Genomic DNA, 24295 nt, shown 5'->3' on the forward strand with positions numbered 1-24295 from the left:
TTCTATGATGGACGGTATGCAAAAAGTAGCAAAACTTATCGTAAAAGATGAACCTTATTTAAAACCAATATCCGATCAAGGTATTGGTTTTTATAATATGGATGAAAATACAGGTGTTTTGCAATTCCAAGTAAAGCGTGAGGATTATCCATTATCAATAAGTTCAACAAACACAAATATTTATGGTTACTTCATTGCTGATAACGGTAGCACTACAGGAAAAGTAGACGTTGAATATGTAGATCCAATTAACGGTATCATTAGAATTATTTTAGATAACAATTTTCTTAAAGCGTCTACTGATAATTGGGTAACAGGGCAACTATATATTAAAGCAATTGGTAAGGCAGACACAGTGGTTTTAAACGAATTTAGATTTAGAGTTAAAGATGCACTGATTAATCAAATTGATGGGGATATTAAGATTTCATATATTCGTGAAGTAGATGATTTGATTGATAATTTCAAAGAAAAAATGAAAAGTGCAATGGAAACTTTAACGACTATCGAAGATGTTAAAGAAGAATTTCGTGATTATGCAGAAGCTCAAATGACAACATTAAAGCAACAGATTGATGATATGACTGTTGATTTAAAAGATTTAACATCACGTACGCAAGTTGAAATTACTGATAAAGTGAATGACATCGATCAAAAAGTACAAGATACGTTAAAAGAGCTTGAAGAAGGCACTGCTAATGTAGTTACCGAAGATGAATTAATTGCTAAGTTAGCAGATTATACGACAAATGAACAATTTGTGGATATTACTAATAACAAAGCCGATAAATCAGAAATTCCTACAGATATAACTACACAAGATGAATTCAATGTATTGTTAGAACAAAAAGTTACAGAAAAAGTTAACGAAGTATTAGAAAGTAAGTACAGCTTAACTGATGACAGCGGATATGTTTCACGTATAGATAATTTAGATATGGAATCTATGACTGGAATTACTACAAGTGGTTGGTTCTATATTTATCAGCCGATTAATTCGCCAGATGAAGATAGTCAAAATGGTTATATGCAAGTTATCGCAAGAAGTTCAACGTATATCAAAGTGTTGTTTATGCCTTTTAACCGACACGTTATTTACTCACGCAACAAAATGGGTAGCACAACTGGTTGGGGTCAATGGCGCGAAATCACAAATGGTTTAACAATACCTAGTGAGAGTGATGAATTAGAAAATTCTCAACCAGACGATAGCGAAACATTATAAAGGGGCGTAAATAATGGCAGACACTTATAAATCAATGACGGAACTTATTCGCAAACATGATAAAACAAGTGATTATATGTTTGAAGTGGGTTATAGAAATTCAGACACACTAATAACTGCAATTCATGGTGGAGGTATTGAGGCGGGTACGACAGAACTTGCTTTACTAACATCTGAACTATCTAATTCAAATTACTTTAGCTTTAAAGGTTTAAAAGCATCTGGTAACACCGAACTACATGTAACATCCACAAATTACGACAACCCGTTGTTACTAACGCTCAATCAAAACGCTGATAAAACTATTGCGATACATGGTTATTCAGGTACAGAAAAAAACACGTTTATTGGAGGCAATGATAAACAGTTAGTTACATTAATTACTCAATATTTAAAAGAAAAAGGGTTTTATGTTGAAATAGCACCTACTCGAATTGGTGGATCTAAAGAAAGTAATATTACAAATAAAAATAAACGTGGTGTAGGTGTTCAACTAGAATTATCTACTTCACTACGAAAAGCCTTATTCGAAGGCAGTGATTTTAGTAAAAAGAATAGAGAAAGTAGAAGCAATTGGAGTGAAGCAATGTACGATTACGCAAATGCGATTTGTAAAGCAATCCAAGATGTTCAATAAAGTGAATGCCGGCTCATTTATGGGTTGGCTTTTTAATTTGCAAGGAATGAGGTGCATATATGGGATTACCTTCAAGTGGGAAACCAAGAGCTAGTGACGTTGTAGATTGGGCTAAATGGCTTGCAGCAGGCCATAGGAGGGTTGATGTAGATGGTAGATTTGGGAATCAGTGTTGGGATCTTCCGAACTATTTGTTTAATAGATATTGGGGATTCAGAACATGGGGTAATGCCAATGCAATGGCAAGACGTGATAATTACCCTAGTAGGTCATTTAAAATATATAAAAATACTGCTAGTTTTGTTCCGCGTCCAGGCGATATAGCTGTATGGACTGGAGGACAATTTGGACATACTGCTATAGTCATTGGTCCAAGTACCAAATCTTATTTTTATAGTGTGGATCAAAACTGGATTAATTCTAGCGCTTATAGTGGGTCGCCTTCTGCAAAAATTAAACATGGCTACAATGAATTAGGCCAAATGTATTTTGTACGTCCACCCTATAAAGCAGAGAAGAAAACTAAAACAAACCCTAGCGGATCTAGTAAATCACCCAAACCAACTGAAAAAGAAGAAAAAGAACCAACTACAAAAAAAGTATGGAAAACCGTTAAAGAAATCACAGTTTCAAGTAGTGATTTTGAACCAACCTACCCTTCATATATTTATCATTTTATAGTTACAGGCGATCGGATGGCAGGGCAACCTAAGGGTATAACTGTTAAGAACGCTAATACAATGAGTTCGGTCGAAGATTTATATAACGACAGAAAAAAATATATGAGTGATAGAGAATATCCGCATTTCTTTATTGATAGAAACCATATTTGGATGCCTAGACGTATTATATTTGATGTTCCTAGTGATCCTGGCAATATTGTAATTGAAGTGTGTGAAGATTTCAGTGCAAGTAAAAATGATTTTATATTAAATGAGATTCACGCCATAATTTTAGGTGTTAGAAGAATGAAAGAATATAACATACCTATAAAACGTTCGAGAATCAAAATAGACCCGCAAATATGGCGTTCTTTATACGAACACGCTAGTTGGGATATGGTTGTTAATGGTATGCCTAAATCTTCTGCATATAACACCCTACAAAAGGCTTTGATCGGATTATATAACAAGCGTAACGAACTTCTTAGTTCAATATCTAAAAGTTCTGTTAAAACATCTAAAATTAAAGTTGAGGTTAAGAATAAAAACAACGGTAACATTAATTCTTCAACTGCTAAATCAAGTAGTTCTTCAAGTTCAAGTTCAAGCAAAGCAACAAGAACACCTAAAACAACGGTTGTTCATAGTAAATATTCGTTTAATTCGGCAGTTAATATTCAGATGAGAACGAATCCACAAATCAACTACGGCAACGGTTGGTATAGCGCATCAAGAGGTGCTACATTAAAAGCTATGAATTCACTGGAGATATGGAACAGTTCAAGACAGAAATATCAAATGTTAAATTTAGGCAAGTATCAAGGTATTTCAGTTTCTAAATTGAATGATATATTAAGAGGGAAAGGTACATTATCCGGTCAAGGTAAAGCAGTAGCCTATGCGTGTAAGAAATACAATTTAAACGAAATTTATTTGATTGCGCACGCTTTCTTAGAAAGTGGATATGGAACTTCAAATTATGCGAGTGGACGTTATGGTATGTATAACTACTTTGGTATTGGCGCATTTGATGCTAATCCTAATAACGCTATAGCATTTGCCAAAAACAGAGGTTGGACTACACCATCTAAAGGTATCATTGGTGGGGCTAAGTTTGTAAGACAAGATTATATATCTAAAGGACAGCAGACGCTTTACCGTATGCGTTGGAATCCTACACATCCAGGTACACATCAATATGCAACTGATGTACGTTGGGCGCAACATCAAGCTAGTACAATGTATGATTTATATAGAAAAATAGGGTTAAAAGGTCTGTACTTCTTGAGAGATAGGTACAGATAAAACTAGGACTAATCACTGTGAGTGATTGGTCCTTTTATATTAGAAAGTGGGTGACGAATGAAGAATAATATGAAACAACTTAATTTAACCGAAACGTTGGCTGTTGTCCTTTTATTCAGTCATGGTTTTCGTATTACATGGCGTGGGATATTTTGGGTGAAAGAACAAGAAAGCGTGCTTAGTGATTCACCTTTTTACGTTGCTTTAGATAATTTGATGCACATATGGGTATGGGGTACGATACTCATTTTGTGTGGACTCATCACTATATCAAGCAGTATATTTGTCACAAGTTATCGCTACAATAACATTTGCGCGACATTACTTTTTATTAGCGGTTTAGGTTCATTTGTTGCTTACATGTTTTTAACGAGTGGTAGTATTTACAATTCTATAAACTGGTTAACAACAGTACAAATGGCGATTATGGCTGGAACAAGTTTTGTATTGTGCATTGTAGGCGGGGTGAGTCTTTTTGGTAAACGAAAATAATAGCATCTATGTTTTAAAGGAGGACTGGGAAAAGAAAAACGAGCAGATAGATGAAGATATTAAAAACAACACCTTAGCCATTAATGATTTGAAATCCGAAATTGAAAAAAGCACGATATACGCTAAGCAATCTTATGAAGTTCAAAAAGAAATGGGTAAAGATGTGAAAGAATTGGCAAAGGAAATGCGAAATCAAAGTACAGATGTCCTTAACTTATCAAATGCAGTAAAAAACCACGACGATAAAATTAAAGGTATTCAAGGTACTATAGATGAAAAACAAAAAGGCAGTGTACAAATTATCGTCGCTATTATTGGCGTTTCAGGTGTTATTTTTACAGCAGCAGCAGCTTTTTTGCAAAATATATTCTAAAGGCGACTTCGGTCGGCTTTTAATTTTAATGGGGTGTATAAATGATATATAAAAGTAAAGATGTAAATACTAATATAAATGTTTCAAATATAGATATAGGAAATATAGGTGTTAAGTTTTATACAGAAGATGTAGGTACAGCTTCAATAAGAATTTTCTTAAATTGGAACAATAGCCCAATTAATTTAAAAACAGTTAACTTAATTCCTAAATTAGATTTGTTTTTAGCAGATGGTTCCATATTTATAGATGAACCTTTAGAAATAATTACAAGTGAAAAAGGGTTAGTACAATATAACGTGAGTGATGAAGTTATAAAGCACAGCGGTTTAGTTAATGCTAAATTATTTCTTGTATCAGACAATGAAAAAATACATGCAGCTAACTTTAGTTTTAATATTGTAGATAGTGGTGTTGAAGGCAAAGTACAAAAAGAAATAAGTGTGAATTTAGTTGAAGATACAGTGCGAAGAATTATGAGTGATGATTTAACTGTATTATTAGATAGTGGTTTCAAAACTGAACTAACAACTGATTTACAAAATTATATATCGGAAAATTCAGAACAATTCAAAGGACCACAGGGAGAGCGTGGTATGCCTGGTAAAGATGGAGTAAATGGTGTAGAAGGCAAGCAAGGTATACGCGGAGAACCTGGAGAAAAGGGTGAACCTTTTAAATACACTGATTTTACAACAGAGCAATTAAATAATTTAAAAGGACCTAAAGGCGACCCATTCAAATACACAGACTTCACTCAATCACAATTAGACGCTTTAAAAGGTCCAAAAGGTGATAATGGTGTTCTTGTTAGTGATAGTGGATGGATTGAACTACCGTTATTAAACGGAGTTACTGCCGATACTTATAACAATTCCATTAAACCTTCATATAAAGTTATAAAAATCGGAGGTATAACGATAGTAAGACTTGTCGGTATGATTACAAACCTATCTAATAACGTTACATTTAGCCAAATTCCAAAAGAATATGCTATACAATTAAAAACATTTTATTCTGTAGCATTTGATAGGAATACTAATGAAAAACTTACTTTTACAATTTCTTTTAATGGAGATTTAAAAGGTCAAGGGTCAATAACAACCACCAAAACATTTATATTAGATACTATGTGGGTTGCATAAGGAGGATAATATGTATAAACAAATATTTAAAAAAGAAGATGGAAGACCTAGTTTAATAGAAGGCGATGAATTTAATTCTGATATTTACACAGATATTCAACCACCTAATGGGTTATATCAACCTATTCATTTTGACGGTAACCAATGGGTTGGTACGTCATACCAAGAATGGTTATCTAATCAAGAAACGCCTACGCCTAAAGATCCAGACCCATTAGAAAAAGTTGCGGCAAATCTTCAAATGCAGTTAATGAAGTCAAATATCGCACAATTACAGTTACAAAAACAAAATGCACAAATGATGTTAGAAATTACAAAATTAAAAGGTGGTAATTAATATGTGGCCAAGTTACGAAGATATTAAATACTTTTACGATGTAAATGCTTATTCAAATGATGATATTAAAACTTATGTTCAATACGGCGTACTAACAGAAGAACAATACAAACAAATGACTGGCGAAGAATATAAATAAGTCACTCCTAACGGGGTGGCTTTTTATTATGGAGGTAAACTATGAATTTTATATTAAGACTTAAAAATAAAGCAACACTCACAGCTATTGTGGGTGCTATTTTACTATTTATTAAGCAAATAACGGAAGCATTTGGTGTTGACTTGTCTGAACAGATTGAACAAGTAAGTGGGTTGATAGGTGCAATTATTACGTTTTTAGTTGGTATAGGCGTTGTTACTGACCCTACTACAAAAGGTGTAAAAGACAGTGGCATAACTAAAACTTACACTAAACCACGTGATGAAAATATTGATCCAGTTGAGTATCAGAAAGTGGTTAGTGATGAAAATAATTCAGAAATAGTTGATGGAATAAACGGAACTGAAATTTCACAAGGAGATGTTCGAGATGAAATAGAATTGAACAATCAAACGGCAGAAGATACTTTTTCAGATGCAGACAATGAAATATTTGGAGATAGCGCGCAACCTCAAGACATCGGAAATGATGACGAGGAAAGTTTCAGAGAGAAACAAGCAGACGCAGACATTAAAGGCGAAGAAATTAAAGGTTAGGAGGTTAAATTATGGCACAATTACCTATAAGCAAAAAGCAAGCATTATCTTGGATTACTGCATTTTATAAAAAAGGCGGTCAAGATTTCGATGGCTGGTATGGAAAACAATGTATGGACGAGGCAGTTGCCTATTTTTACTGGCTAACAGGTGGCACGTTCAGACCAACAGGTAATGCGATTGCATTAACATGGCAATGGTTACCCGATACATTTACACGTATCAAAAACGTTGCTAGCACACGTCCACAAGCTGGAGATATTGTTGTTTGGGGCTATGGTAGTTATTCAACATACGGTCATGTTGGTATCGTTACAAATGGCGATCCAGACGGAAACCTAATGACATTCATTAGTTTAGATCAGAATTGGTTTAACGCGTCACTCACACACGGTAGTCCACCAGCTTATGTTAAACATAATTATAGTGGTGTATGGGGCTTTATTCGTCCTAAATTCGCAACAGCGAGCAAGGCTAAACAAGCAACATCTAAAGCGAAAGAAAAAGTGTCACAAACAATAAATAAGGTTGGCAGTTTAGAAGTTGGCAAAGTTCCACCTAAAAAATATACGTGGAGTAGTAAACGCTTATTCAAAGCTAAAGCTGATAGTGCAGGTGTAACTATCAATGCTAGAACAGGTAATGCAGGCAATTATAAGTGGAACAATACAAGCATGACTTATGGTGCAGGTACAATCTTTTGGGTATATGAAATCATGGACGGTTGGTGTCGTATTTACAACAGTTCATATAATGGTTGGGTATGGCACGAAAGATTACGCATTACAAGTATCGATGTAAAACCAACGACAAAAGGTGGAGCTAAGAAAAAAACGCCTACCAAATCGACAGCTAAAAAAGATGTAACTAAACCTAAAGCGAAAGCAACTAAAGGACAAAACCCACTTGATACAGTTAAATGGATCAATAGTAAACACATCACAGGTAAGAAAATAACTTACAATGGGAAAACGATTGATAAAAAAGACAGTGTCAAAGGTGTAGTTATACACAACGATTACGGTACAATGAAACCTAGTGACTATGAAAATTGGTTATACTTACGCGAAAGCAACGGAGAATATGTGAACGGTTGGGCTGCATATTACGTCAATCGTAATGAAGTGTTATATTATCACAATATAGACTATGTAGAATGGCACACAGGCAATTCAAGAGGTAACTACAATTACGTGGGTATTGAAGCGACTGAAAGCCACCCAGCAGCGAAATTGACAAAAAAAGAATTTGAGGATAACGAAGAAATTGCGTTTGCCGTCGCAGCGAAAGTTCTCAAAATGAAAGATTTACCGGTCAATCGTTCAACAGTGAGATTGCATAGAGAATTTATTGGTACATCATGCCCGCATAAAAGTTGGGACTTGCATACGGGAAGTGCTAACACCGATGACAATATCAATAAGTTGAAAGATTATTTCATCGAAAAAATCAAACATTATTATAACGGTGGAACACTTACAAAAGAACTGAGCGCACCGAAAGAAAGTTCAAGCAAAGGTGTGCCAGCGTCAATACCAAATGGATATGTTAAAAACAGCAAAGGCGTATTGACGAAACGTGAAAGAGGCCGTTTCATTGTTGGTAATTCTCCCGTTAGAGTTAGAACAGGTGCAAGTACAAAACACAAAGTGACAGGCATATTGCCAGCAGGCTATAACGGTATTATTTACGATACAGCAATCATACAAAACGGCTTTAGATGGATCAGTTACATTAGTAATAATGGTCGTAGATATATTGCTACAGGTCGTGCTGATAAAAATGGTAAACGCTTAGATTACTTTGGCAAATTTACAACAGTTTAATACACATCTATGCTATAATATAATTATATTTATGTTATAAAACACTAAAATTTCTTTTCACCACGTAATCATACTAGGGTAGGCACATAGTGGTGCTTGCCCTATTTTTTATGTTATAGTTTACAATTAATATTCAATGTCGTACTATTATCTAGTGCACCTTAGGGTGTTGCTAGATAGAGTAGGTCTAATACATGCCCTAGGGTGTGCATCCAGACAAACTCTCTAAGACCACCCTAAACAAGGGTGGTTATTTTTTTTGTTCGCTTTTATGTTCTGTCTATACCTTTTTTAATAATTTATGTATTATATATTTAATTATGTTAAAAAGGGGAATAAAGAAATGGAAAATAATGAAAATTACGAAGTAGAATTTGACCAGAGCGATAATTATATTTATGGAGAAAATCATGAAATGTTTTATGCTAATTCGTTAGATGTTCAGACAAGTATTACAGATTTTATGGTAAACTTTAAACAAAGTACTCCAAATGGTTTTTTAGAAAATAAAAAAGTTATAATGAATCCAAGTTTAGCAAAACAATTAAAAAAGGCTTTGGGACAAGCAATTGATCAACACGAAAAAATGCATGGAGAAATAAAAGATATAGATTCTCTTCAAATTGAAATGAGCAATTATTATGACGAAGCCTAAAAATATATATGAGATTAACTCTCATCCTAAATATAAGAAGTATGGTGGTGATTCCACTAGAACTTATACGAGTACTAGTGGCACTGGAACATTAGGTTTTCAAGAAGTGGAGGTTGGTGAAATGAGTATGGATTATATTACTAGACCAGAATTTGAACAACATGAAAAGTATATGGAAAAAAGATTTGATAATGTTGATGATAAGATAGATAACGTAAAAGAAGTATTATCCGGAGAGATTCAGAAAGCCGTTTTAATTTTAGAAAAAAATATAAACGAGAAAAAAGTTACAACTGGAAGATTTTGGTTAGGTATTACAATACCATCCGTAATTAGTATTATCTCAATAATAGTTTCTATAGTTTTAGCGCTATATAACTAACACTCACCAACTGGTGGGTGTTTTTTTATGCTTATTTACATGTAATATACATCTTTACACATACGAACAAGTGTTCTATTATATTCATGAGGTGATAATATGAAAGTAGTAAATCCAGACGCACCAGATGAATATAAATATGAAACTGATTACCGTAATATACCTAGAGAATATCTTAATCCATGTATACCCAAAGGGCGTGGAATTGTTAAGTGGCAAGCCTTCAAGACACTTCCCGAACAATACGAACAACTAGAACAATACATACAAGACCAAAATAAGATTGATAGACCATCATTAAGTGATGACCAATTGAATGATTTAAACGATAAGTTAATATTTAAAATGTACAATGATCCTAAAATTGAATTGCGTTACTTCGAAAATGGATATATTAAAACGAAAGTAGGTTACATTCATAAAGTAGATGTGTATACTAAAACACTGCACATGTATGAAAATACTGGAATTAGTATATTGAAGTTAAAAGACATATTGGAGATAAAATAATCCCACCTAAATGAATAGGTGGGTTGTTTTTAAAGCGGACAACTAACGGACAATAAAAACGCGTGAATACTATTCTTGTAGCATTTTCATAATCCCGCCGTCTCCACTATATAGTCTGCAACCCATGTGGTTGTAGGCTTTTTATTTTTATTGCCACAGTATTGCCACAGATGTGCCACAAGCAAATAAAAAACACCCTTTATTTTAGGGTGTCAATTTATTAATTAATTCATTTGTTTTTTCATCTAACTCTTGTTCTTTTTTATACCATTTCCCCATTTGCAATTTATAAAATTGTCTTTTTATAAAAGTTAATTGCAAAATTTCCCATTGGTTGGCTAATAAATATCTACAATATATTCTTGTCATTTCTTGTTCTAAAAAAGGGAGTGGATCTTTGATATTAACATGCGAAGATGTTACACAATCACAGAATTTGATAATTTCATTAGTTTTCTTCTCAAAAATAGTTTCTGGTAAATCTTTGCAATCGAATCTAACTGATGTCCTCAATGTGTATACTTCTTGTATACCAATTGAACTAGAGCTTGCAACTTCAAATAATTTTTTTCGCCATTCTGATTTAGAATCTAATTGATCTAATAAAGTTTTTTTATGATTGTTACTAGTATATCTATAAACAAAGTAAGCTATTAATATAGGAAAACTGATTTTTAATAACTCCAACCACATAGGGGGTTTTGAAATTTCTTCTAATAAAAATTCTTGCATTTATTCACCTCATAAATATTTTATTATTTCTTTTTGTGTACTAGGGTATAAATGACCATAGCGTGAGCTTACTTCTTCTATAGAAGAATGGCCTAGCCTTTGTGCAATTATCATTAAACTAGCACCAGCGTTCACTAGCATAGAAGCATGGCTGTGCCTTAAGCTGTGGATTACAATGCGTGGGAAAGTTTCGCCATCTGGTAATTCATCATCTAATATTTTTAATGCATTAGTAAACCATCTATCAATAGTTGATTCACTGAACGCTTTAAAGAATGTTCCGAACAATACATAATTACCCTTATATATGTTATTCTCTTTGTACCAAGTTAAATAATTTTGTAAGTCGTCCATCATGTGAGTGGGTAAGTATATATCACGTGTGGCTGCTTTCGTTTTAGGGGCTGTCACTTCACCGTGATAGTCCGTTTTGTTTATATGGATATAATCATCGTCAAAGTTGATATCTTCCCATGTGAGCGCTCTAACTTCTCCCTTGCGTGCGCCACTGTAGAACAATAGTTTGAAGAATAACTTTTGCTGTATAGTGGATAACGCATCATAAAATTGATTAAATTGCTCTAACGTCCAATAGTTTAATCGTTTTTGTGTTTCAATTTCAAAATTGCCAACTAATGAAGCCACATTTTGTTTTAAATCATGGTACTTCATAGCGTGGTTAAGTATTGATACCAAGAATACATGCATCTTTTTCAAATATTCTCCCGAACGTCCTTCTTTCATTTTTTTATTCTGAAATTTCATCACATCTTGTGTGGTCATGTTGAAAACATCCATTGATTTAAAATAGGGTACTAAATGGTTGTTTGCATGTGTCTTTAATGCTTTTACACTTGAAGATTTACGTCTTGCCGTGTACCAATCAATATATTCTTCTACGAGCTTATCAAACGGTAATTTATTTATTTTGCCGATTCCCTCTAATTCATCCATATAATCGTTACAAGACTTCACAGCTTCTTTACGTTGCTTAAATCCAGTACGCTTAATCTCTTTTCTAGTATTCGTTTTATCATAATACGTGATTCGGAAGTAGTATGTACCACGTTTAGTGTCTTTATAGATGTTGTGGGATATTTTAATGTCGTGTTGCATGGGATTCACCTACTCATTTATCCCTAAATATTTTTTTAGGAAATTATCAAAACTATTTATCACATCATTATAAACATTTTCTATTTCGTTTTTATCATAATTATCATGATATTTAGCATCGTAATATTTATTTAATTTTAATAGTAAAACTTGCATGAAATTTATTTCATCACTTGTTGCATTTTGAAAAAATTTAATCGAATTAGTTAAAAATTGTACTTCTATTACTGATAAATCATTATTTTGTAAATTGTTAAATATCGATTTTAAGGAAATTAATTTTTCATTTTTATCATTGGTCATTTTTTTAGACCAATCAATAAATTCTGTACCTATTTCATCTTCTGTTAAATCTCGTAACATTTTTTCACCAGTAGTTAGGTAATTCATACTAACATCAAGTTTTTCAGAAAGAAGTTCTAATGTTTTGGTACTTATATTTTTTCTATCATTTTCTAAATCACTTAAATATGATTGAGAAATATTTATTTCTTTTGCAAATTGTTGTTGAGTATACCCTTTTTCTTTACGTATTTTTTTTATATTATCACCGATAGCCATATTTTCACCTCGTAAATTATATTAACAGATGTAAATAAAAAAGACATCAAAATCAATAAAAAGGTTGCAATTTACAAAAGAAGTGCTAAAATAACATTATATAGCCGATAGCGATATTTAATCGTTTATTTTTTTACTTTTTAATATCGCTATCGGCGTTAATAAGAATTGGAGGAATTGAAATGACAAATTTAGCATACCCAATGTTATACATTGCAAGACGTGAGAAAGGACATTCACAAAAGTTTGTTGCGAAAAAATTGAATATTAGTCCACAAAGATTTTCATTAAAAGAATTAGGAAAAGCAAATTTCACATTACCAGAAGCTAAAATTTTATCCGAATTGTATGGAATGAGTATCGATGAATTATTCAGTAATTCTATCAAAGTAGGCTCATAGGAGGTTATCAAATTGAAAAACTATGTGATTTACATGTTGCTACTAATTATAGCCACATTATTTATTGGAGTATTAACCGATATATTTATCGCATTTACATTTTACGGAATTATGACGTTATCAGGATTTACATTTAAAAATTTGGAGGAAAAATAATATGAATTATTCACAAAAAGTAGAAGAAACAGTGGAATGTACAGATTTAGGAAATAAGATTCAATCGTGTATGGATTATCTTGCAACAGAGATTGAAGCAGTAGAACAAACTAGAGAATGGGCAATCAAAAATAATGAATTTAGGTTACAACAAGAAATTAATAATGCTTGGAAGTCACATTATGTTGCGTTATCTATTTTAAAAAGCATTAGAGAAGATAACGAACGTATGAATGATGAAATAGTAATGATTGTTAAAAGAGAGCAAGAAAAAGCGTCATCTGAGAACTTTGGCGAGAGATCAGATAACGCGTAACAGAAATAAAATATACAAAGCACTAGTGCTTATTTCTTTAATTATAACATTTTGTGCTCTGTATTTACAGTATGGAGATGAAAAATAATGAATTTAGAACATGATATCAAAATGGATATAACTTATGTACCAAATTATAAACATAAAAAAGTAGAGAATAAAAATTTGAAATATAGCACACTGTTAAAAAAATTGAATCAACGACCACCCGTTAGAAGTAAGGGAGGCAACGGATCAATTATCGGTGGAAAAACAAACGGATTGAAAGTTAAAGGGTCAGTGATTAATAGAACATTACTAACGCTTGATTATGACGACTTAGAGCCGCATTTTGATTTTTACACTGAAGTATCAAATAAGCTGAATTGCAGTTTTTGTGTATATACAACAGCAAGCCATAAAGCTGAAGCACCTAGATATAGATTATTTATACCTTTAGATAGGTCTTACACACTTTCAGAAAGTGAATACGCTGGTGTTATAGATTATATCGCAAATAGCGTGTTAGGAATTTCGGGCTTTGACGAAAGAAGTAAAGAAATCGTTAGAGTTATGCACTTACCAACTATTTTAACTAAAGATAGTGAATATATTTTTAAGTATCAAGATGAAACACTATTAAATATTTCATCAATCGTTGAACAATTAGAGCAAGTTAACGTTGTGAAAATTCATAAAAAGCGTGAATCATCTTATTGGCGTGATATCGCATTTGGAGTTGGAGAGGGCGAACGTAATTCAACGTTAGCATCATTAATTGGCTACTTGTTACGTAGGTATGTAGATCCTAATCTAGTATATGGTTTAGTGAGCGCTTGGGCGATGACGTGTTCTCCTCCAATTGAACAAGGTGAAGTGAATAAAACTTTTAAAAGCATTTTGAATAAGGATAGAAGAAACAACTAGAAGGGAGGCTTTTATTTGGAAGTATCAAATGAAGAAGTTTTTCAAACAATAGATAATACTAAACATAATAATTTTAGTGAATTTGATGTGATTTCAAGTAATGAAAGAAGTTATTTAACAAATAGTGATCATTGGAAAAGTAAATTGAGAACTTCTCCAACTACTGGTGCTTTAAAAAAGACGACTACAAATGGTGAGTTAATTTTACAAAATGATGATTACTTAAAGGATATGCTTCAATACGATACTTTTGAAAAAGTGACGAAATTAAAACGTCTACCGAAATGGCGTTCAAAAGGTGATACAAACTATTATTGGGGAGATTTAGATACTATTCATGTTAAGTCTTATATCGATAAATGCTATAACATTCAATTTAGTACAGATATTCTTAACGAAGTTATAGATAAAGAAGCATATCAACATAAATTTCATCCTATTAAATCATTCATCGAAACAAAAGAGTGGGACGGTATTAAAAGAATAGAAACACTATTTATTGATTATTTAGGTGCATCAGATACTCATTATAATAGAGAAGTTGCTAAAAAATGGGTCATGGGAGCAGTTGCGCGTATATATCAACCTGGTATTAAATTTGACACTATGGCTATTCTATATGGGTCACAAGGTGGGGGCAAATCAACAGTCGCAAGTAAAATGGGCAGAGATTGGTATAACCAATCGGTTAAAACATTCAAAGGCGACGAGGCTTTAAAGAAAGTACAAGGATCATGGATTGTAGAAATAGAAGAATTGTCAGCGTTTCAAAGTTCTACTATTGAAGATATAAAAAGTTTTATAAGTGCTATTTTAGACATATATAGAGCTTCATATGGAAAACGTGTAGAGCGACACCCTAGACAATGTATTTTTATTGGCACGACAAATAATTATGAATTTTTAAAAGATAAAACAGGTAATAGACGGTTTTGGCCAGTGACTACAGATAAATCTAAAGCGACTAAAAGCCCATTCGAAGAACTAACAAAAGAAGTTGTACAACAAATGTATGCAGAAGCTAAATTTTATTTTGAAGAAAATCCAGTTAAAGAAACATTGTTACTTGATAAAGAAGCAGATGAAGTTGCTCTACAAATGCAAGAAGAACATTCTGAAAAAGATGCTCTTGTTGGAGAATTAGAAGATTTTCTTGAACGACCAATACCATCTGATTACTGGTATACAGATTTAGCAGAAAAAAGAATACGTACACATGATGTAATTGATACTGATTTAATTAATTTATATGGCGATGGGAAACTAATTGAATTACCGAATAGTAAACCAGGAGCTTACGAATGGCGCGATAAAATTTGTGCTTTAGAAATATGGCGAATCATGATGCAAAGGGATGACCAACCACAGCCACATAACTTAAGGAAAATTGATGAGGCATTAAGAAATACACGATATTGTGGAGATAGCAAAAAACGTAAAAGATTTGGTGAAAGTATTGGATTGCAGTGGGGATTTGAAGTAGATATGTCACCATACTTTAAAGAATTAAAAGATTTAAATAGCAAAAATTAGTAATGGGTTGGAACATTGGAACATTAATGGAACACCCTTGGAACACCTTTTAACCATTGGGAGAGTAATTGCCATGCCGTAAGTGTTCCGGTGTTCCAATAACTTTGTTCTAAATAACCCAAAAAATTAAAAATATTCTATAAAGGTAGACCAAAAATGTTGGAACATTGGAACATTTAAGCTCTATCGATTGGGAGAGTAAGGATTTAAGGTGTTCCATGTAGTTATAACATGGTAGAACATTGGAACAACTAATACAGGAGGTCAAAATATGAATAAAGACAAAATTAAGCAAAAGGTATTGGAATATATAAAGCAAAACGCTGGAACATCATTTGTGGAAATTGAACAAGTGTTTGAAGATAACCATTTCAACTATAAAGGCAATGGGGCATATAGTAGTGGTCAACATCAAAACGTTATATTTTGGATGGGATGGAATCAAAAAGCTTTCAATATATTAGCAGAATTAAAACACGATGGATTAATAAGTATGGAAATATGTGAGCCTTTAGTTTATTTGGTAGATGGTAAATCACTAACATTACCAGTTATGACAAAACCTACAGACGCCAGAAATGATTGTTGGTTACCAGTGACTTTCAATGCAAAAGCACAAGTTACAACATAGTTTAAATATTATATAGATATTAACGACTTATTATATCTATCAAAGGAGTGGACTTATGGATTTCCAAAGACTAGCTAAACAAGTAATCATTAGATTACCAACGAATATAGAAAAGTTAGAGGAAGATGAATTAAATAAAATTGTAGGGACATACGTTACTACTCACGAAGATTTTATTGAATTAAAGAAATGGATTAGACATTTGATTAATGATAAAGCAGTGTCTTTTAGTAATAGAACAATCACTTACGCAGAATTTTTAAATGGCAGACAAAGACATTAAAGATTATAACTATTAGAAGGAGAACTAAAAGTAATGAATAACAGATCTATTCATCATCTATTCAAATATGACACTAGGGAAGAATTGATGGATAAATACGAGGTATTAAAATCAAAATTTTTTATGCATAACATTAAATTCTTTGTTGAGGTAGATGGTAATGGAAGGAAAAAATATGTGTTATCGGTTAACACTAAAGCAAAAATAGGAGATGAAACAGATGAAACGTTTTAAAGAACAATTTGCTTATCGCTTGTCAGAGTTTGATGATGAACACATTGAAGGTTATGCACAAAGGTATCAGACAGATATAGGACATGATAGTAATAAGATAGAACGAGCATTAAAGAAGTTGAGTATCAGTGAGACGGAACTATTAACATCAGAACAAATTAATCAAAAAATATTAGGAGTGTTAGATATGAACAGAATGAATCAATCAGGTACAACTTATGTAGGTACATTAACAAAGCAATTAGTAAGTAGTGATAATAACTTTAACATTCAAGAGTTACCGACTGCACGTAAGGAAGTATTCAAAGAACTATTAACTTATGCGCTACCAAATACATTACGTGATGTAATAACTATTACAGATGATGAACATGTGGAGACGATACCTTCACTAACATACATTAAAGATAAGCTATCAACTAATGGCATTGAGTTGAGTCTGAACGGAAGTAGTAAGTACTTTGATAAACGTGAGGGACATATCTATACAGAAGTATCTGATACAGTCATACATGGTTCAGATAGAACATTGGATGAGTTACTTAAAGAGATCTTTATCAATGAGTGTGTGGCATATGAAACTACATTACTGTTAGATAAGGACAATGCAAGTGGATTAATAGATGAACAGAATAAAGACTTATCTTTATACAATCAAGATATCAAAGAAGTAAAAGGTAAGACAGTATATGAAAGTATTAAGCAAGCAATCAAAGACATACCTCAACCATTCAGACGTAATGTGTCAGTAGTAATGAACACAGAGCATCATGATAAGTTAATACAAGAGTTAGCTCAGATGGGATTAGGTGCACTTGCTGGGGATTTAAATAAGTTATTTAATATCACAAATATTGTTGTTACAGATGATGCACATGATGTATTTGTAGGAGATTTTAAACATGCGATATATGCGAAGTATGAAGCAATTATGTATAACAAGAAAAAGCAAGCAATGAGAGGCGTTTATCAATTTGCTTTGAACTATGTATTTGATATAAAAATTGTCCCAGAGTTATTACGAATCGCTAAAATTTAGATAAAAAAATATACAATATTTTTTATGCCCCCTACCCACCGACCAAAAAGTTTTTTCGCCGGGAACCGGCGGGGGGCAATCGCTCGCAACACGAATAAAAATTTCATGAAAGGGGGGTAAATTATTTTGCCCCTTTTTTAGTCATTATGAGCGTTAAATTCAATGAATAAAGGTGTGGATGATGACGACTAATAAATAAATTTGTTTCATTAAAAATGTCTAGGAGGGCTACTATGATATTAAAACGTTGTAAATCAGTTTTGTGGTATAAAGAAGAAATGAAAATTACTGAATATGAGTTGCTAACTAATTACAATCCACAATTCATTAATAGTAAGATTCGAGCAATACAGGAACAAATCAATGCAATGTATCATCTTAATACATCCCATACAGTGTGTGATGAAATCGCTGGTGTTATTACAGTTTCATATCCATTAGATAAATTAGTTATATGGATAACTGACCAAAAAGATGAATTGAATCGTTTTAAAATTAATAGTACCAAGAAACTCAATTTATTGAAGAAACTTATCAGTAACTACACACCTAAGGAACAAAAAGAAGTGATGAGATATTTCAAATCTAATGGCAGTAACAAGCCTTATAAGACAATTGATAAGTTACAGGAAGATTTATATAAGATACATCACAATAAGCGTATAGAACGCAATGAACAACGTGAAAAAGAGAATGAGGTTATATATCAAAAATTTGTAGTAGAAGTGAAAGAAAGCTTAAATAATGAGCGTGAGGAGTTGGTTGTATGACAGATGTAGATTATCCAATTTTAGAAAGATACATGCGCAATTATCATAGAATGGTTGATGATTATAAGCATAAGGATAATGATATGGACGAATTAAAGTATATGAATCTAGAATCAATTGTGAAGGGTATTACAGAAGTATTTAACAATAGTGAAGCTAAAGTGCAACAGATTATTAAATTATCATGGTGGGAAGGTAAGAAGTATACAGATGAAGTAATAGCTGATGTAATAGGTATAAGTGAATTAACGTTAAGACATGCTAAAGAGGTCATATTAAAACGTGTTGCAAAGGCAGTTGACTATGTATGAGGTACGATAAAGCAACTGTAAAAGAGTTTATATTAAACTATCACAAAATACAAGATAATAGTGTTTCATGTGATGACGAGGTCGGGATTGATGACTTCTTTAATGTGAACGATCAAGCAGAAACTCATGAGATAGATAATAGTAATGTTGAAGATGTGATATTCTTTAATGAACTAGAAGCTGTTATAGAAAGCGTAGCAACTGAAAAAGAACACAATTTATTTTTATTACTATGTAACGGTGTGAGTTTTGAAAAAGCTGGGAGTATATTTGGTGTCAAAGAAGCTAGAGCTAAGCAAATGTTGAATCGATTGTTGGATAAGTTGGAGTAATAACTAGAGGTAGGCACTTATGTGCTTGCCCTATTTTTTTATGGTATAATTTATTTACATGTATAAGCCCTTTCCCGAATAGTTTTATATCCGCCACCCACACATGTCACTGGGTGGTTATTTTTTTGTGAAATTTACAAATAATATAAAACAGTTGTTTTTTAGTATGAACGATATTAAAATGGATGTAAGGATAGGAGGAGGTCGTTATGCAAAAAATAATTAAAACATTAATGCAAGCATATATGATTTCTGGAGATTTAAACGCGTCAATAGGAAAAAGAAAGATAAATCATCACCGTAAGTTAATTGAATCTAAAAGAGATTCCGAAGAACTTAGTACTGATTGGTACACAATCGGTAATGATATAAACCAATCTATTAAAGCTTATAACAAACGAGAGCTAATGTATAATGGAAAATAACAAATTAGATAATAATCACATTGATCATATAGAAAACGAAAATGAAGAAGAAGTATTAAAAAGAATAATGGATGATGCCGACCCAGAAGAACGTAAATTCATTATGCGTAAACTTTCTGTAACTAAAAGTGGTCCATTACCAGAAGCTCAAGAATTTAATGATTACGAAAAAGCGTTGCCTGGTGCAGGAGATAGAATTTTAAAAATGGCTGAAAAAGAGCAAGAAAATCGTATTGAACTAACTAAAAGAGAGCAAACAAAGTACTATGAAAGTAACGATAAGTTAACACTCATCGGAGTTATAAGTAGTACAATAGTATCGGTTTGTGGGATAGCTGGTTCAGTAGTTTTAGGTGTAATGGGTCAACCATGGGCTTCAGGTTTAATAGGGGTTTTATCTCTAGGTAGTATAGTTGCAAATATATTAAAAGCTACTTCGCGTAATTCAGAGTAGCAATTATTTTTAACACTCACCAACTGGTGGGTGCTTTTTTGTTATAATAATGTAGTCATCTTGGTGTATGAGATTAAACCGTGTCTTAATTGATGCGGTTATTTTTTTATTTACATATGCGAACAAGTGTTCTATTATATTCATGAGGTGATTATATGATTCCAAATTTAGATTGGAGTAAAAATTTTCAAGAATTTCAAGAAATATTAAATTCTGGTATTAATCCAGAGTGGTTGTACAATGCCAAAGCGAATATGATTTTAAATCCTGCATACACAGGAGAAGGTAAACAATTTTTCTTCACAAAAGATATTATAAAAGCTAGTAAAACGATTCCATTTTTTTGAGGTGATTATATGAAACCAATCAATCCAGACGCGCCAGATGAATATAAATACACAAGTGATTACCGAGAAATACCTAGAGAATATCTTAATCCTAAAATTCCACAAGGTAGAGGCATCGTTAAGTGGCAAGCCTTCAAGACACTTCCCGAACAATACGAGCAACTAGAACAATACATACAAGACCAAAATAAGATAGATAAACCTATATTAGACGACGATCAATTGAATGAGCTTAATAACACATTAATTTTCAAAATGTATAACGACCCATCTATTGAATTGCGTTACTTCGAAAATGGATATATTAAAACTAAAGTAGGTTATATTCATAAAGTAGATGTGTATACTAAAACACTGCACATGTATGAAGATACTGGAATGAGCGTATTGAATTTAAAAGATATTGTGGAGATAAAATAAGCCCACCTAAATGAAAAGATGGGGTTAACTATTTGATTTCTATAATATTTAAACCTTCTGAAAATTCAGGGGGTTCGAAGAAACTAGAAACATATTCGAAAGTTTCTTTAGTATCGAATTGTTCTCTTTCTGGTTCTTCACTACGTCTTATATTAATTTGTTTCAAACATTTATCATCACTTATATTGAGAAAAATTAATTGATGATTTGCATTAATTTCTGAAGCTACACTTAATAGCCATTTTCTTTGAGTTTTAGTGTTACCTGGAAAATCTAATACTACATTACTACCGACTTTTAAAATTCGCTGGATGTGCTCTTTCAATAATGGTTTTATTAACTTTGAGTAACTTAAGTAATCATCAAAATCATTTATTTGATTTGGATATAATTTTTCTAACCATTCATCTTCAGACAATAAAACTGCATTTTCAGTTTGTGCTATCTCTTTAGATCTAGTTGATTTTCCTGCTCCCATTTTTCCTGAGAAAAAATATAAAGTTCCTAAATTATTCAAATTTATGCACCTCCGATTTTTTTGAAAAGTGTGTAAACGAATTCTTCTTGTGTTGATATTAATTATATGAAAAATTATATTAACAAACAACCCCCCACTCATTTATATGAATAGGTGGGTTGTTTTGTATGTCAATTAAGATGAAAAATAATAAGGGTAGGTGGACTACCCTTATTATTAATTTATAGCCATCCGAGACTTTTAGCAATTGTGAAACCTAAACCAACTATACCAATAGTCCAACCTATAATTGTGTTTCTATTTTGCTTTGCTTCTTTGTCTAATTCTTTATTGTTTTTTAGTAAAATATTTTCAACTTCAGAATTAGTAGGTAACTTACTAATAGAATTTTGCATTTCACTGCGTAAATAATTAGAATTAGTATTCATTTCTGTACGTAAACTATTCATATTATTGTTCATATCAGTTCTGATGCTATTCATGTTGTTATTCATATCAGTTCTCATAGCACGCATTTCATCTTTGAATTCTTTTATTCCATTATTAAATTCATCTCTAGTTACATAGTTGTTCATATCGCCACCTCCGGATTCATCGTTTTTATTTAATTCCATTATATCATCTTTTTGATTTTTAGTATCATTCATAAAATTGACTGGAATATCACCATTTGGATATATTCTGTTTAATAAAGTTTTGTGAGGTACAGGCTCTAAATTACTCATTATTAATCTCCTTGTGATGATAAATAGGTATTTTAGTACTTAAAATTTCGTTCTGTTGTGGCCAAGTCATCCAATTCATAAAAGTATCTTTGTCAATTTCTTCTTTACCAATTTCTTCAGGCAAGACTAATACTTTTAATTGTTGATAAATATTAGTGAAATCGTAACTTCTATTATTAGGTTCAAATTTATATAACGTGAATTGGATTGTTTCATAAGGTTTTTTCATGGTTTCGGCATTTAAATTTAATGTCCAAAAATTACGTAAATCAAAACCGATACCTCCAACCTTATCGTATAATAGAATTATTAAATATAATTCATTATCTGTATTATAAGGATTATCAATTTTGTCTAAACCACTCAAAGTGAATTTAATACCTAATTCTGCGTGTTCATATAACAATGAAAAGTCTAGCAATGGATCATGTTCAGGTTTGCCTGTTTGACCTATGTAAAACTGTAAATTACTTAGTGTAGGTTTTATTTCTAAATTACTATTTCCAACACCCATTCTACATACCCCCTTATTTAATTTTTTTATATTCAAACACACGCAATGCCTCAAACTGAAATTATTAAAATTCGTGCAACTTATTAATGGATATTGTAAAAAAGATAATGATTTAATTGTACTATATCTAAAAAATAATGGTGATAACAAAAAGTTATGATTAATATAAAAATTTATGAATTTGTTTATATTTAATGATAATATGGACATAATTATAGAACGCCAAGCAAACAACTATACGTTTATTCATTTCTCGATGCAGCAGAGAGTGAATGTCAGAGGGATTATATGATAAAAACTTAATATATCACTATATTGAACCGGTTGATAAAAAGTTTTCATTGCTTTTACATGTCTTTGTATAGATAATTATATTAATACAAATAAAGAAGGTGTTTTTAATGTGGAAAGCGTTTTGGAAACTTAATGAAAAGATAAAGATTCTAGTAATAATATTTTTAATATTAATATTAGCATATATACTTGGAATTTTAGTACAAAAAACAGGACTGGAAAATCCAGTTGAGATATCATTATTATTTATTGGCTTATTCGCTACATTTGGTGGTGCTTATTTAGGTGCTAAGATATCGGGTGAAAATGCCAGTAAATTGGCTAAAAGGGAAAGTATGATAAATGATTTGAATCGAACAATGGAAAGTAATAATAAAGTTTTAGAGAGTTTTAATACTAAAGGTCTAAAAAGAAATTTAGATTTTTACTCAAATAAAAATGATTTGAAAAATACATTCGATGTAAATAATTTTATGATTAATTTTTTTGACTTTAAAGAAATATTTAGACATTTTAAAATGAATAATGATTTTGAGAGTACATTTCCTTTACTCTCATACGATTTTAAAGAACTAGAAACAAGAATAGAATATCTTGGCAATGAATTGTGGAAATGTATTAGTGAAATAAATAGTTATTTAAACATTTTAATTAAAGAATATGAATATAATGATCATACTATATATGATTATAGCTCAGGAATAGCGATATATAAAATTGGTGATGGAAACGCAATAATAGAGACAGTTCATGAGGGTAAACAAGTTGATATAATTTTAAAAGTTAGCGAAGTAAATAAAGCCATTAATAATGATGAACTTAGGAATATAAATAAGGAATTAGAGAATTTCAAAGAATATTGGTCAGGTTTCAAATTTAAAACTAAAGATGATATTAGAGATTTTATTGCAGAATATTATGGAGATTATCAGTGAAAAAGTTATCTCACGCATACGGGTAATGAATACGTGTATGTTGCCCCAAAAATATGTTGTTTTTTCAATTTTAACATTTTACACTAACATAGAAAGGCAATGTAAACATTGATATGACAATACTTATAGCGATATTT

At 31.7% G+C, this 24295-nt stretch carries 36 protein-coding genes; 30 read left to right on the forward strand and 6 right to left on the reverse strand.

Annotated elements, in window-relative coordinates; all coding sequences use genetic code 11:
* Window positions 1-7 precede the first annotated feature (7 nt).
* The 13 genes from ACM595_RS12910 to ACM595_RS12970 all read left to right on the forward strand — a co-directional run bounded on the left by ACM595_RS12910 (window position 8) and on the right by ACM595_RS12970 (window position 10245).
* The gene (locus tag ACM595_RS12910) at window positions 8-1225 is read left to right on the forward strand and encodes a BppU family phage baseplate upper protein (protein ID WP_419744346.1); all 1218 of its coding nucleotides are present in this window, start codon (window positions 8-10) and stop codon (window positions 1223-1225) included.
* A 13-nt stretch (window positions 1226-1238) separates the two neighbouring features.
* On the forward strand, window positions 1239-1862 hold the full coding sequence (locus ACM595_RS12915) for a poly-gamma-glutamate hydrolase family protein (RefSeq protein WP_174605009.1): 624 nt from the start codon (window positions 1239-1241) through the stop codon (window positions 1860-1862).
* Between the two features lie 59 nt (window positions 1863-1921).
* Window positions 1922-3829 carry a glucosaminidase domain-containing protein gene (locus tag ACM595_RS12920; RefSeq protein ID WP_419744347.1) on the forward strand — a complete coding sequence of 636 codons (1908 nt, stop codon included), beginning with the start codon at window positions 1922-1924 and terminating at the stop codon, window positions 3827-3829.
* Window positions 3830-3886: 57 nt separating this feature from the next.
* Window positions 3887-4321 carry a hypothetical protein gene (locus ACM595_RS12925; protein ID WP_419744348.1) on the forward strand — a complete coding sequence of 145 codons (435 nt, stop codon included), beginning with the start codon at window positions 3887-3889 and terminating at the stop codon, window positions 4319-4321.
* On the forward strand, window positions 4305-4694 hold the full coding sequence (locus ACM595_RS12930; protein WP_419744349.1) for a hypothetical protein: 390 nt from the start codon (window positions 4305-4307) through the stop codon (window positions 4692-4694). Before ACM595_RS12925 ends, ACM595_RS12930 begins: the two co-directional genes overlap by 17 nt.
* A 41-nt stretch (window positions 4695-4735) precedes the next feature.
* Entirely contained in the window at window positions 4736-5839 is a 1104-nt protein-coding gene (locus ACM595_RS12935) for a BppU family phage baseplate upper protein (protein WP_129334844.1), read from the forward strand.
* A gap of 10 nt (window positions 5840-5849) precedes the next feature.
* Window positions 5850-6176 carry a hypothetical protein gene (locus ACM595_RS12940; protein ID WP_270892773.1) on the forward strand — a complete coding sequence of 109 codons (327 nt, stop codon included), beginning with the start codon at window positions 5850-5852 and terminating at the stop codon, window positions 6174-6176.
* A gap of 1 nt (window position 6177) precedes the next feature.
* Entirely contained in the window at window positions 6178-6315 is a 138-nt protein-coding gene (locus ACM595_RS12945) for an XkdX family protein (RefSeq protein WP_270892774.1), read from the forward strand.
* Between the two features lie 41 nt (window positions 6316-6356).
* On the forward strand, window positions 6357-6872 hold the full coding sequence (locus ACM595_RS12950; RefSeq protein WP_419744350.1) for a phage holin: 516 nt from the start codon (window positions 6357-6359) through the stop codon (window positions 6870-6872).
* 11 nt (window positions 6873-6883) lie between these two features.
* A complete protein-coding gene (locus ACM595_RS12955) occupies window positions 6884-8698 on the forward strand; it encodes a CHAP domain-containing protein (RefSeq protein ID WP_369087495.1) in 1815 nt (604 codons plus the stop codon).
* A gap of 343 nt (window positions 8699-9041) precedes the next feature.
* Window positions 9042-9353, forward strand: a complete 312-nt coding sequence (locus ACM595_RS12960) for a DUF3467 domain-containing protein (RefSeq protein WP_174605002.1) — start codon at window positions 9042-9044, stop codon at window positions 9351-9353.
* Window positions 9340-9735, forward strand: a complete 396-nt coding sequence (locus tag ACM595_RS12965; protein WP_239466229.1) for a hypothetical protein — start codon at window positions 9340-9342, stop codon at window positions 9733-9735. The genes ACM595_RS12960 and ACM595_RS12965 overlap by 14 nt, the downstream gene beginning before the upstream one ends.
* Window positions 9736-9834: 99 nt before the next feature.
* Complete coding sequence (locus tag ACM595_RS12970) at window positions 9835-10245, forward strand: YolD-like family protein (RefSeq protein ID WP_270892776.1); 411 nt, start codon at window positions 9835-9837, stop codon at window positions 10243-10245.
* Between the two features lie 204 nt (window positions 10246-10449).
* On the opposite strand, the gene ACM595_RS12975 is transcribed toward ACM595_RS12970, so the two are convergent.
* Genes ACM595_RS12975 through ACM595_RS12985 form a run of 3 tightly spaced genes read right to left on the reverse strand, consistent with a single transcriptional unit; the run spans window position 10450 to window position 12654 of the window.
* The gene (locus ACM595_RS12975; protein WP_419744351.1) at window positions 10450-10977 is read right to left on the reverse strand and encodes a hypothetical protein; all 528 of its coding nucleotides are present in this window, start codon (window positions 10975-10977) and stop codon (window positions 10450-10452) included.
* A gap of 9 nt (window positions 10978-10986) precedes the next feature.
* A complete protein-coding gene (locus tag ACM595_RS12980) occupies window positions 10987-12093 on the reverse strand; it encodes a tyrosine-type recombinase/integrase (RefSeq protein ID WP_419744352.1) in 1107 nt (368 codons plus the stop codon).
* 9 nt (window positions 12094-12102) lie between these two features.
* Window positions 12103-12654 (reverse strand): helix-turn-helix domain-containing protein, encoded by a 552-nt coding sequence (locus ACM595_RS12985; RefSeq protein ID WP_419744353.1) that lies wholly within the window; start codon window positions 12652-12654, stop codon window positions 12103-12105.
* Window positions 12655-12836: 182 nt separating this feature from the next.
* On the opposite strand from ACM595_RS12985, the gene ACM595_RS12990 reads away from it, so the two are divergent.
* The 16 genes from ACM595_RS12990 to ACM595_RS13065 all read left to right on the forward strand — a co-directional run bounded on the left by ACM595_RS12990 (window position 12837) and on the right by ACM595_RS13065 (window position 21212).
* Complete coding sequence (locus ACM595_RS12990) at window positions 12837-13055, forward strand: helix-turn-helix domain-containing protein (RefSeq protein ID WP_247919267.1); 219 nt, start codon at window positions 12837-12839, stop codon at window positions 13053-13055.
* Window positions 13056-13067: 12 nt separating this feature from the next.
* Entirely contained in the window at window positions 13068-13211 is a 144-nt protein-coding gene (locus ACM595_RS12995) for a hypothetical protein (protein ID WP_419744354.1), read from the forward strand.
* Window position 13212: 1 nt separating this feature from the next.
* Window positions 13213-13527: a hypothetical protein gene (locus tag ACM595_RS13000; RefSeq protein ID WP_419744355.1), complete on the forward strand. Its 315-nt coding sequence runs from the start codon at window positions 13213-13215 to the stop codon at window positions 13525-13527.
* 87 nt (window positions 13528-13614) lie between these two features.
* Window positions 13615-14433, forward strand: coding sequence for a primase alpha helix C-terminal domain-containing protein (locus tag ACM595_RS13005; protein ID WP_419744356.1), 819 nt, complete (start codon window positions 13615-13617; stop codon window positions 14431-14433).
* Window positions 14434-14448: 15 nt separating this feature from the next.
* Window positions 14449-15966, forward strand: a complete 1518-nt coding sequence (locus tag ACM595_RS13010) for a VapE domain-containing protein (RefSeq protein WP_419744357.1) — start codon at window positions 14449-14451, stop codon at window positions 15964-15966.
* Between the two features lie 271 nt (window positions 15967-16237).
* Complete coding sequence (locus ACM595_RS13015) at window positions 16238-16597, forward strand: pathogenicity island protein (protein ID WP_069820718.1); 360 nt, start codon at window positions 16238-16240, stop codon at window positions 16595-16597.
* A 55-nt stretch (window positions 16598-16652) separates the two neighbouring features.
* Window positions 16653-16880 (forward strand): hypothetical protein, encoded by a 228-nt coding sequence (locus ACM595_RS13020; protein WP_210128838.1) that lies wholly within the window; start codon window positions 16653-16655, stop codon window positions 16878-16880.
* A 33-nt stretch (window positions 16881-16913) separates the two neighbouring features.
* Complete coding sequence (locus ACM595_RS13025) at window positions 16914-17114, forward strand: hypothetical protein (RefSeq protein ID WP_210128839.1); 201 nt, start codon at window positions 16914-16916, stop codon at window positions 17112-17114.
* A complete protein-coding gene (locus ACM595_RS13030) occupies window positions 17101-18153 on the forward strand; it encodes a phage capsid protein (protein WP_419744358.1) in 1053 nt (350 codons plus the stop codon). Before ACM595_RS13025 ends, ACM595_RS13030 begins: the two co-directional genes overlap by 14 nt.
* A 233-nt stretch (window positions 18154-18386) precedes the next feature.
* On the forward strand, window positions 18387-18923 hold the full coding sequence (locus ACM595_RS13035; protein WP_142855079.1) for a pathogenicity island protein: 537 nt from the start codon (window positions 18387-18389) through the stop codon (window positions 18921-18923).
* Window positions 18920-19234, forward strand: a complete 315-nt coding sequence (locus ACM595_RS13040; RefSeq protein WP_142855078.1) for a hypothetical protein — start codon at window positions 18920-18922, stop codon at window positions 19232-19234. The genes ACM595_RS13035 and ACM595_RS13040 overlap by 4 nt, the downstream gene beginning before the upstream one ends.
* A complete protein-coding gene (locus ACM595_RS13045; RefSeq protein ID WP_142855076.1) occupies window positions 19231-19566 on the forward strand; it encodes a sigma-70 family RNA polymerase sigma factor in 336 nt (111 codons plus the stop codon). The genes ACM595_RS13040 and ACM595_RS13045 overlap by 4 nt, the downstream gene beginning before the upstream one ends.
* A gap of 209 nt (window positions 19567-19775) precedes the next feature.
* Window positions 19776-19991, forward strand: a complete 216-nt coding sequence (locus tag ACM595_RS13050; RefSeq protein ID WP_419744359.1) for a hypothetical protein — start codon at window positions 19776-19778, stop codon at window positions 19989-19991.
* Entirely contained in the window at window positions 19981-20445 is a 465-nt protein-coding gene (locus ACM595_RS13055) for a DUF2335 domain-containing protein (RefSeq protein ID WP_419744360.1), read from the forward strand. The genes ACM595_RS13050 and ACM595_RS13055 overlap by 11 nt, the downstream gene beginning before the upstream one ends.
* A 155-nt stretch (window positions 20446-20600) precedes the next feature.
* Window positions 20601-20792: a hypothetical protein gene (locus tag ACM595_RS13060; protein ID WP_069819941.1), complete on the forward strand. Its 192-nt coding sequence runs from the start codon at window positions 20601-20603 to the stop codon at window positions 20790-20792.
* Window positions 20793-20801: 9 nt separating this feature from the next.
* Window positions 20802-21212, forward strand: a complete 411-nt coding sequence (locus tag ACM595_RS13065) for a YolD-like family protein (protein ID WP_419744361.1) — start codon at window positions 20802-20804, stop codon at window positions 21210-21212.
* Between the two features lie 28 nt (window positions 21213-21240).
* On the opposite strand, the gene ACM595_RS13070 is transcribed toward ACM595_RS13065, so the two are convergent.
* From ACM595_RS13070 to ACM595_RS13080, 3 genes are all read right to left on the reverse strand, one after another.
* Window positions 21241-21729, reverse strand: coding sequence for an AAA family ATPase (locus ACM595_RS13070; RefSeq protein ID WP_002455578.1), 489 nt, complete (start codon window positions 21727-21729; stop codon window positions 21241-21243).
* Window positions 21730-21911: 182 nt separating this feature from the next.
* A complete protein-coding gene (locus ACM595_RS13075) occupies window positions 21912-22415 on the reverse strand; it encodes a hypothetical protein (RefSeq protein ID WP_048787477.1) in 504 nt (167 codons plus the stop codon).
* Complete coding sequence (locus ACM595_RS13080) at window positions 22408-22929, reverse strand: hypothetical protein (protein WP_037554460.1); 522 nt, start codon at window positions 22927-22929, stop codon at window positions 22408-22410. The genes ACM595_RS13075 and ACM595_RS13080 overlap by 8 nt, the downstream gene beginning before the upstream one ends.
* A 401-nt stretch (window positions 22930-23330) precedes the next feature.
* Between ACM595_RS13080 and ACM595_RS13085 the strand changes: the two genes are divergently transcribed.
* On the forward strand, window positions 23331-24158 hold the full coding sequence (locus ACM595_RS13085; protein ID WP_069793631.1) for a hypothetical protein: 828 nt from the start codon (window positions 23331-23333) through the stop codon (window positions 24156-24158).
* The last annotated feature ends 137 nt before the right edge of the window (window positions 24159-24295 follow it).

The organism is Staphylococcus sp. LKG3-1, from assembly GCF_048568385.1.
Classification (GTDB): Bacteria; Bacillota; Bacilli; order Staphylococcales; family Staphylococcaceae; genus Staphylococcus; species Staphylococcus saprophyticus.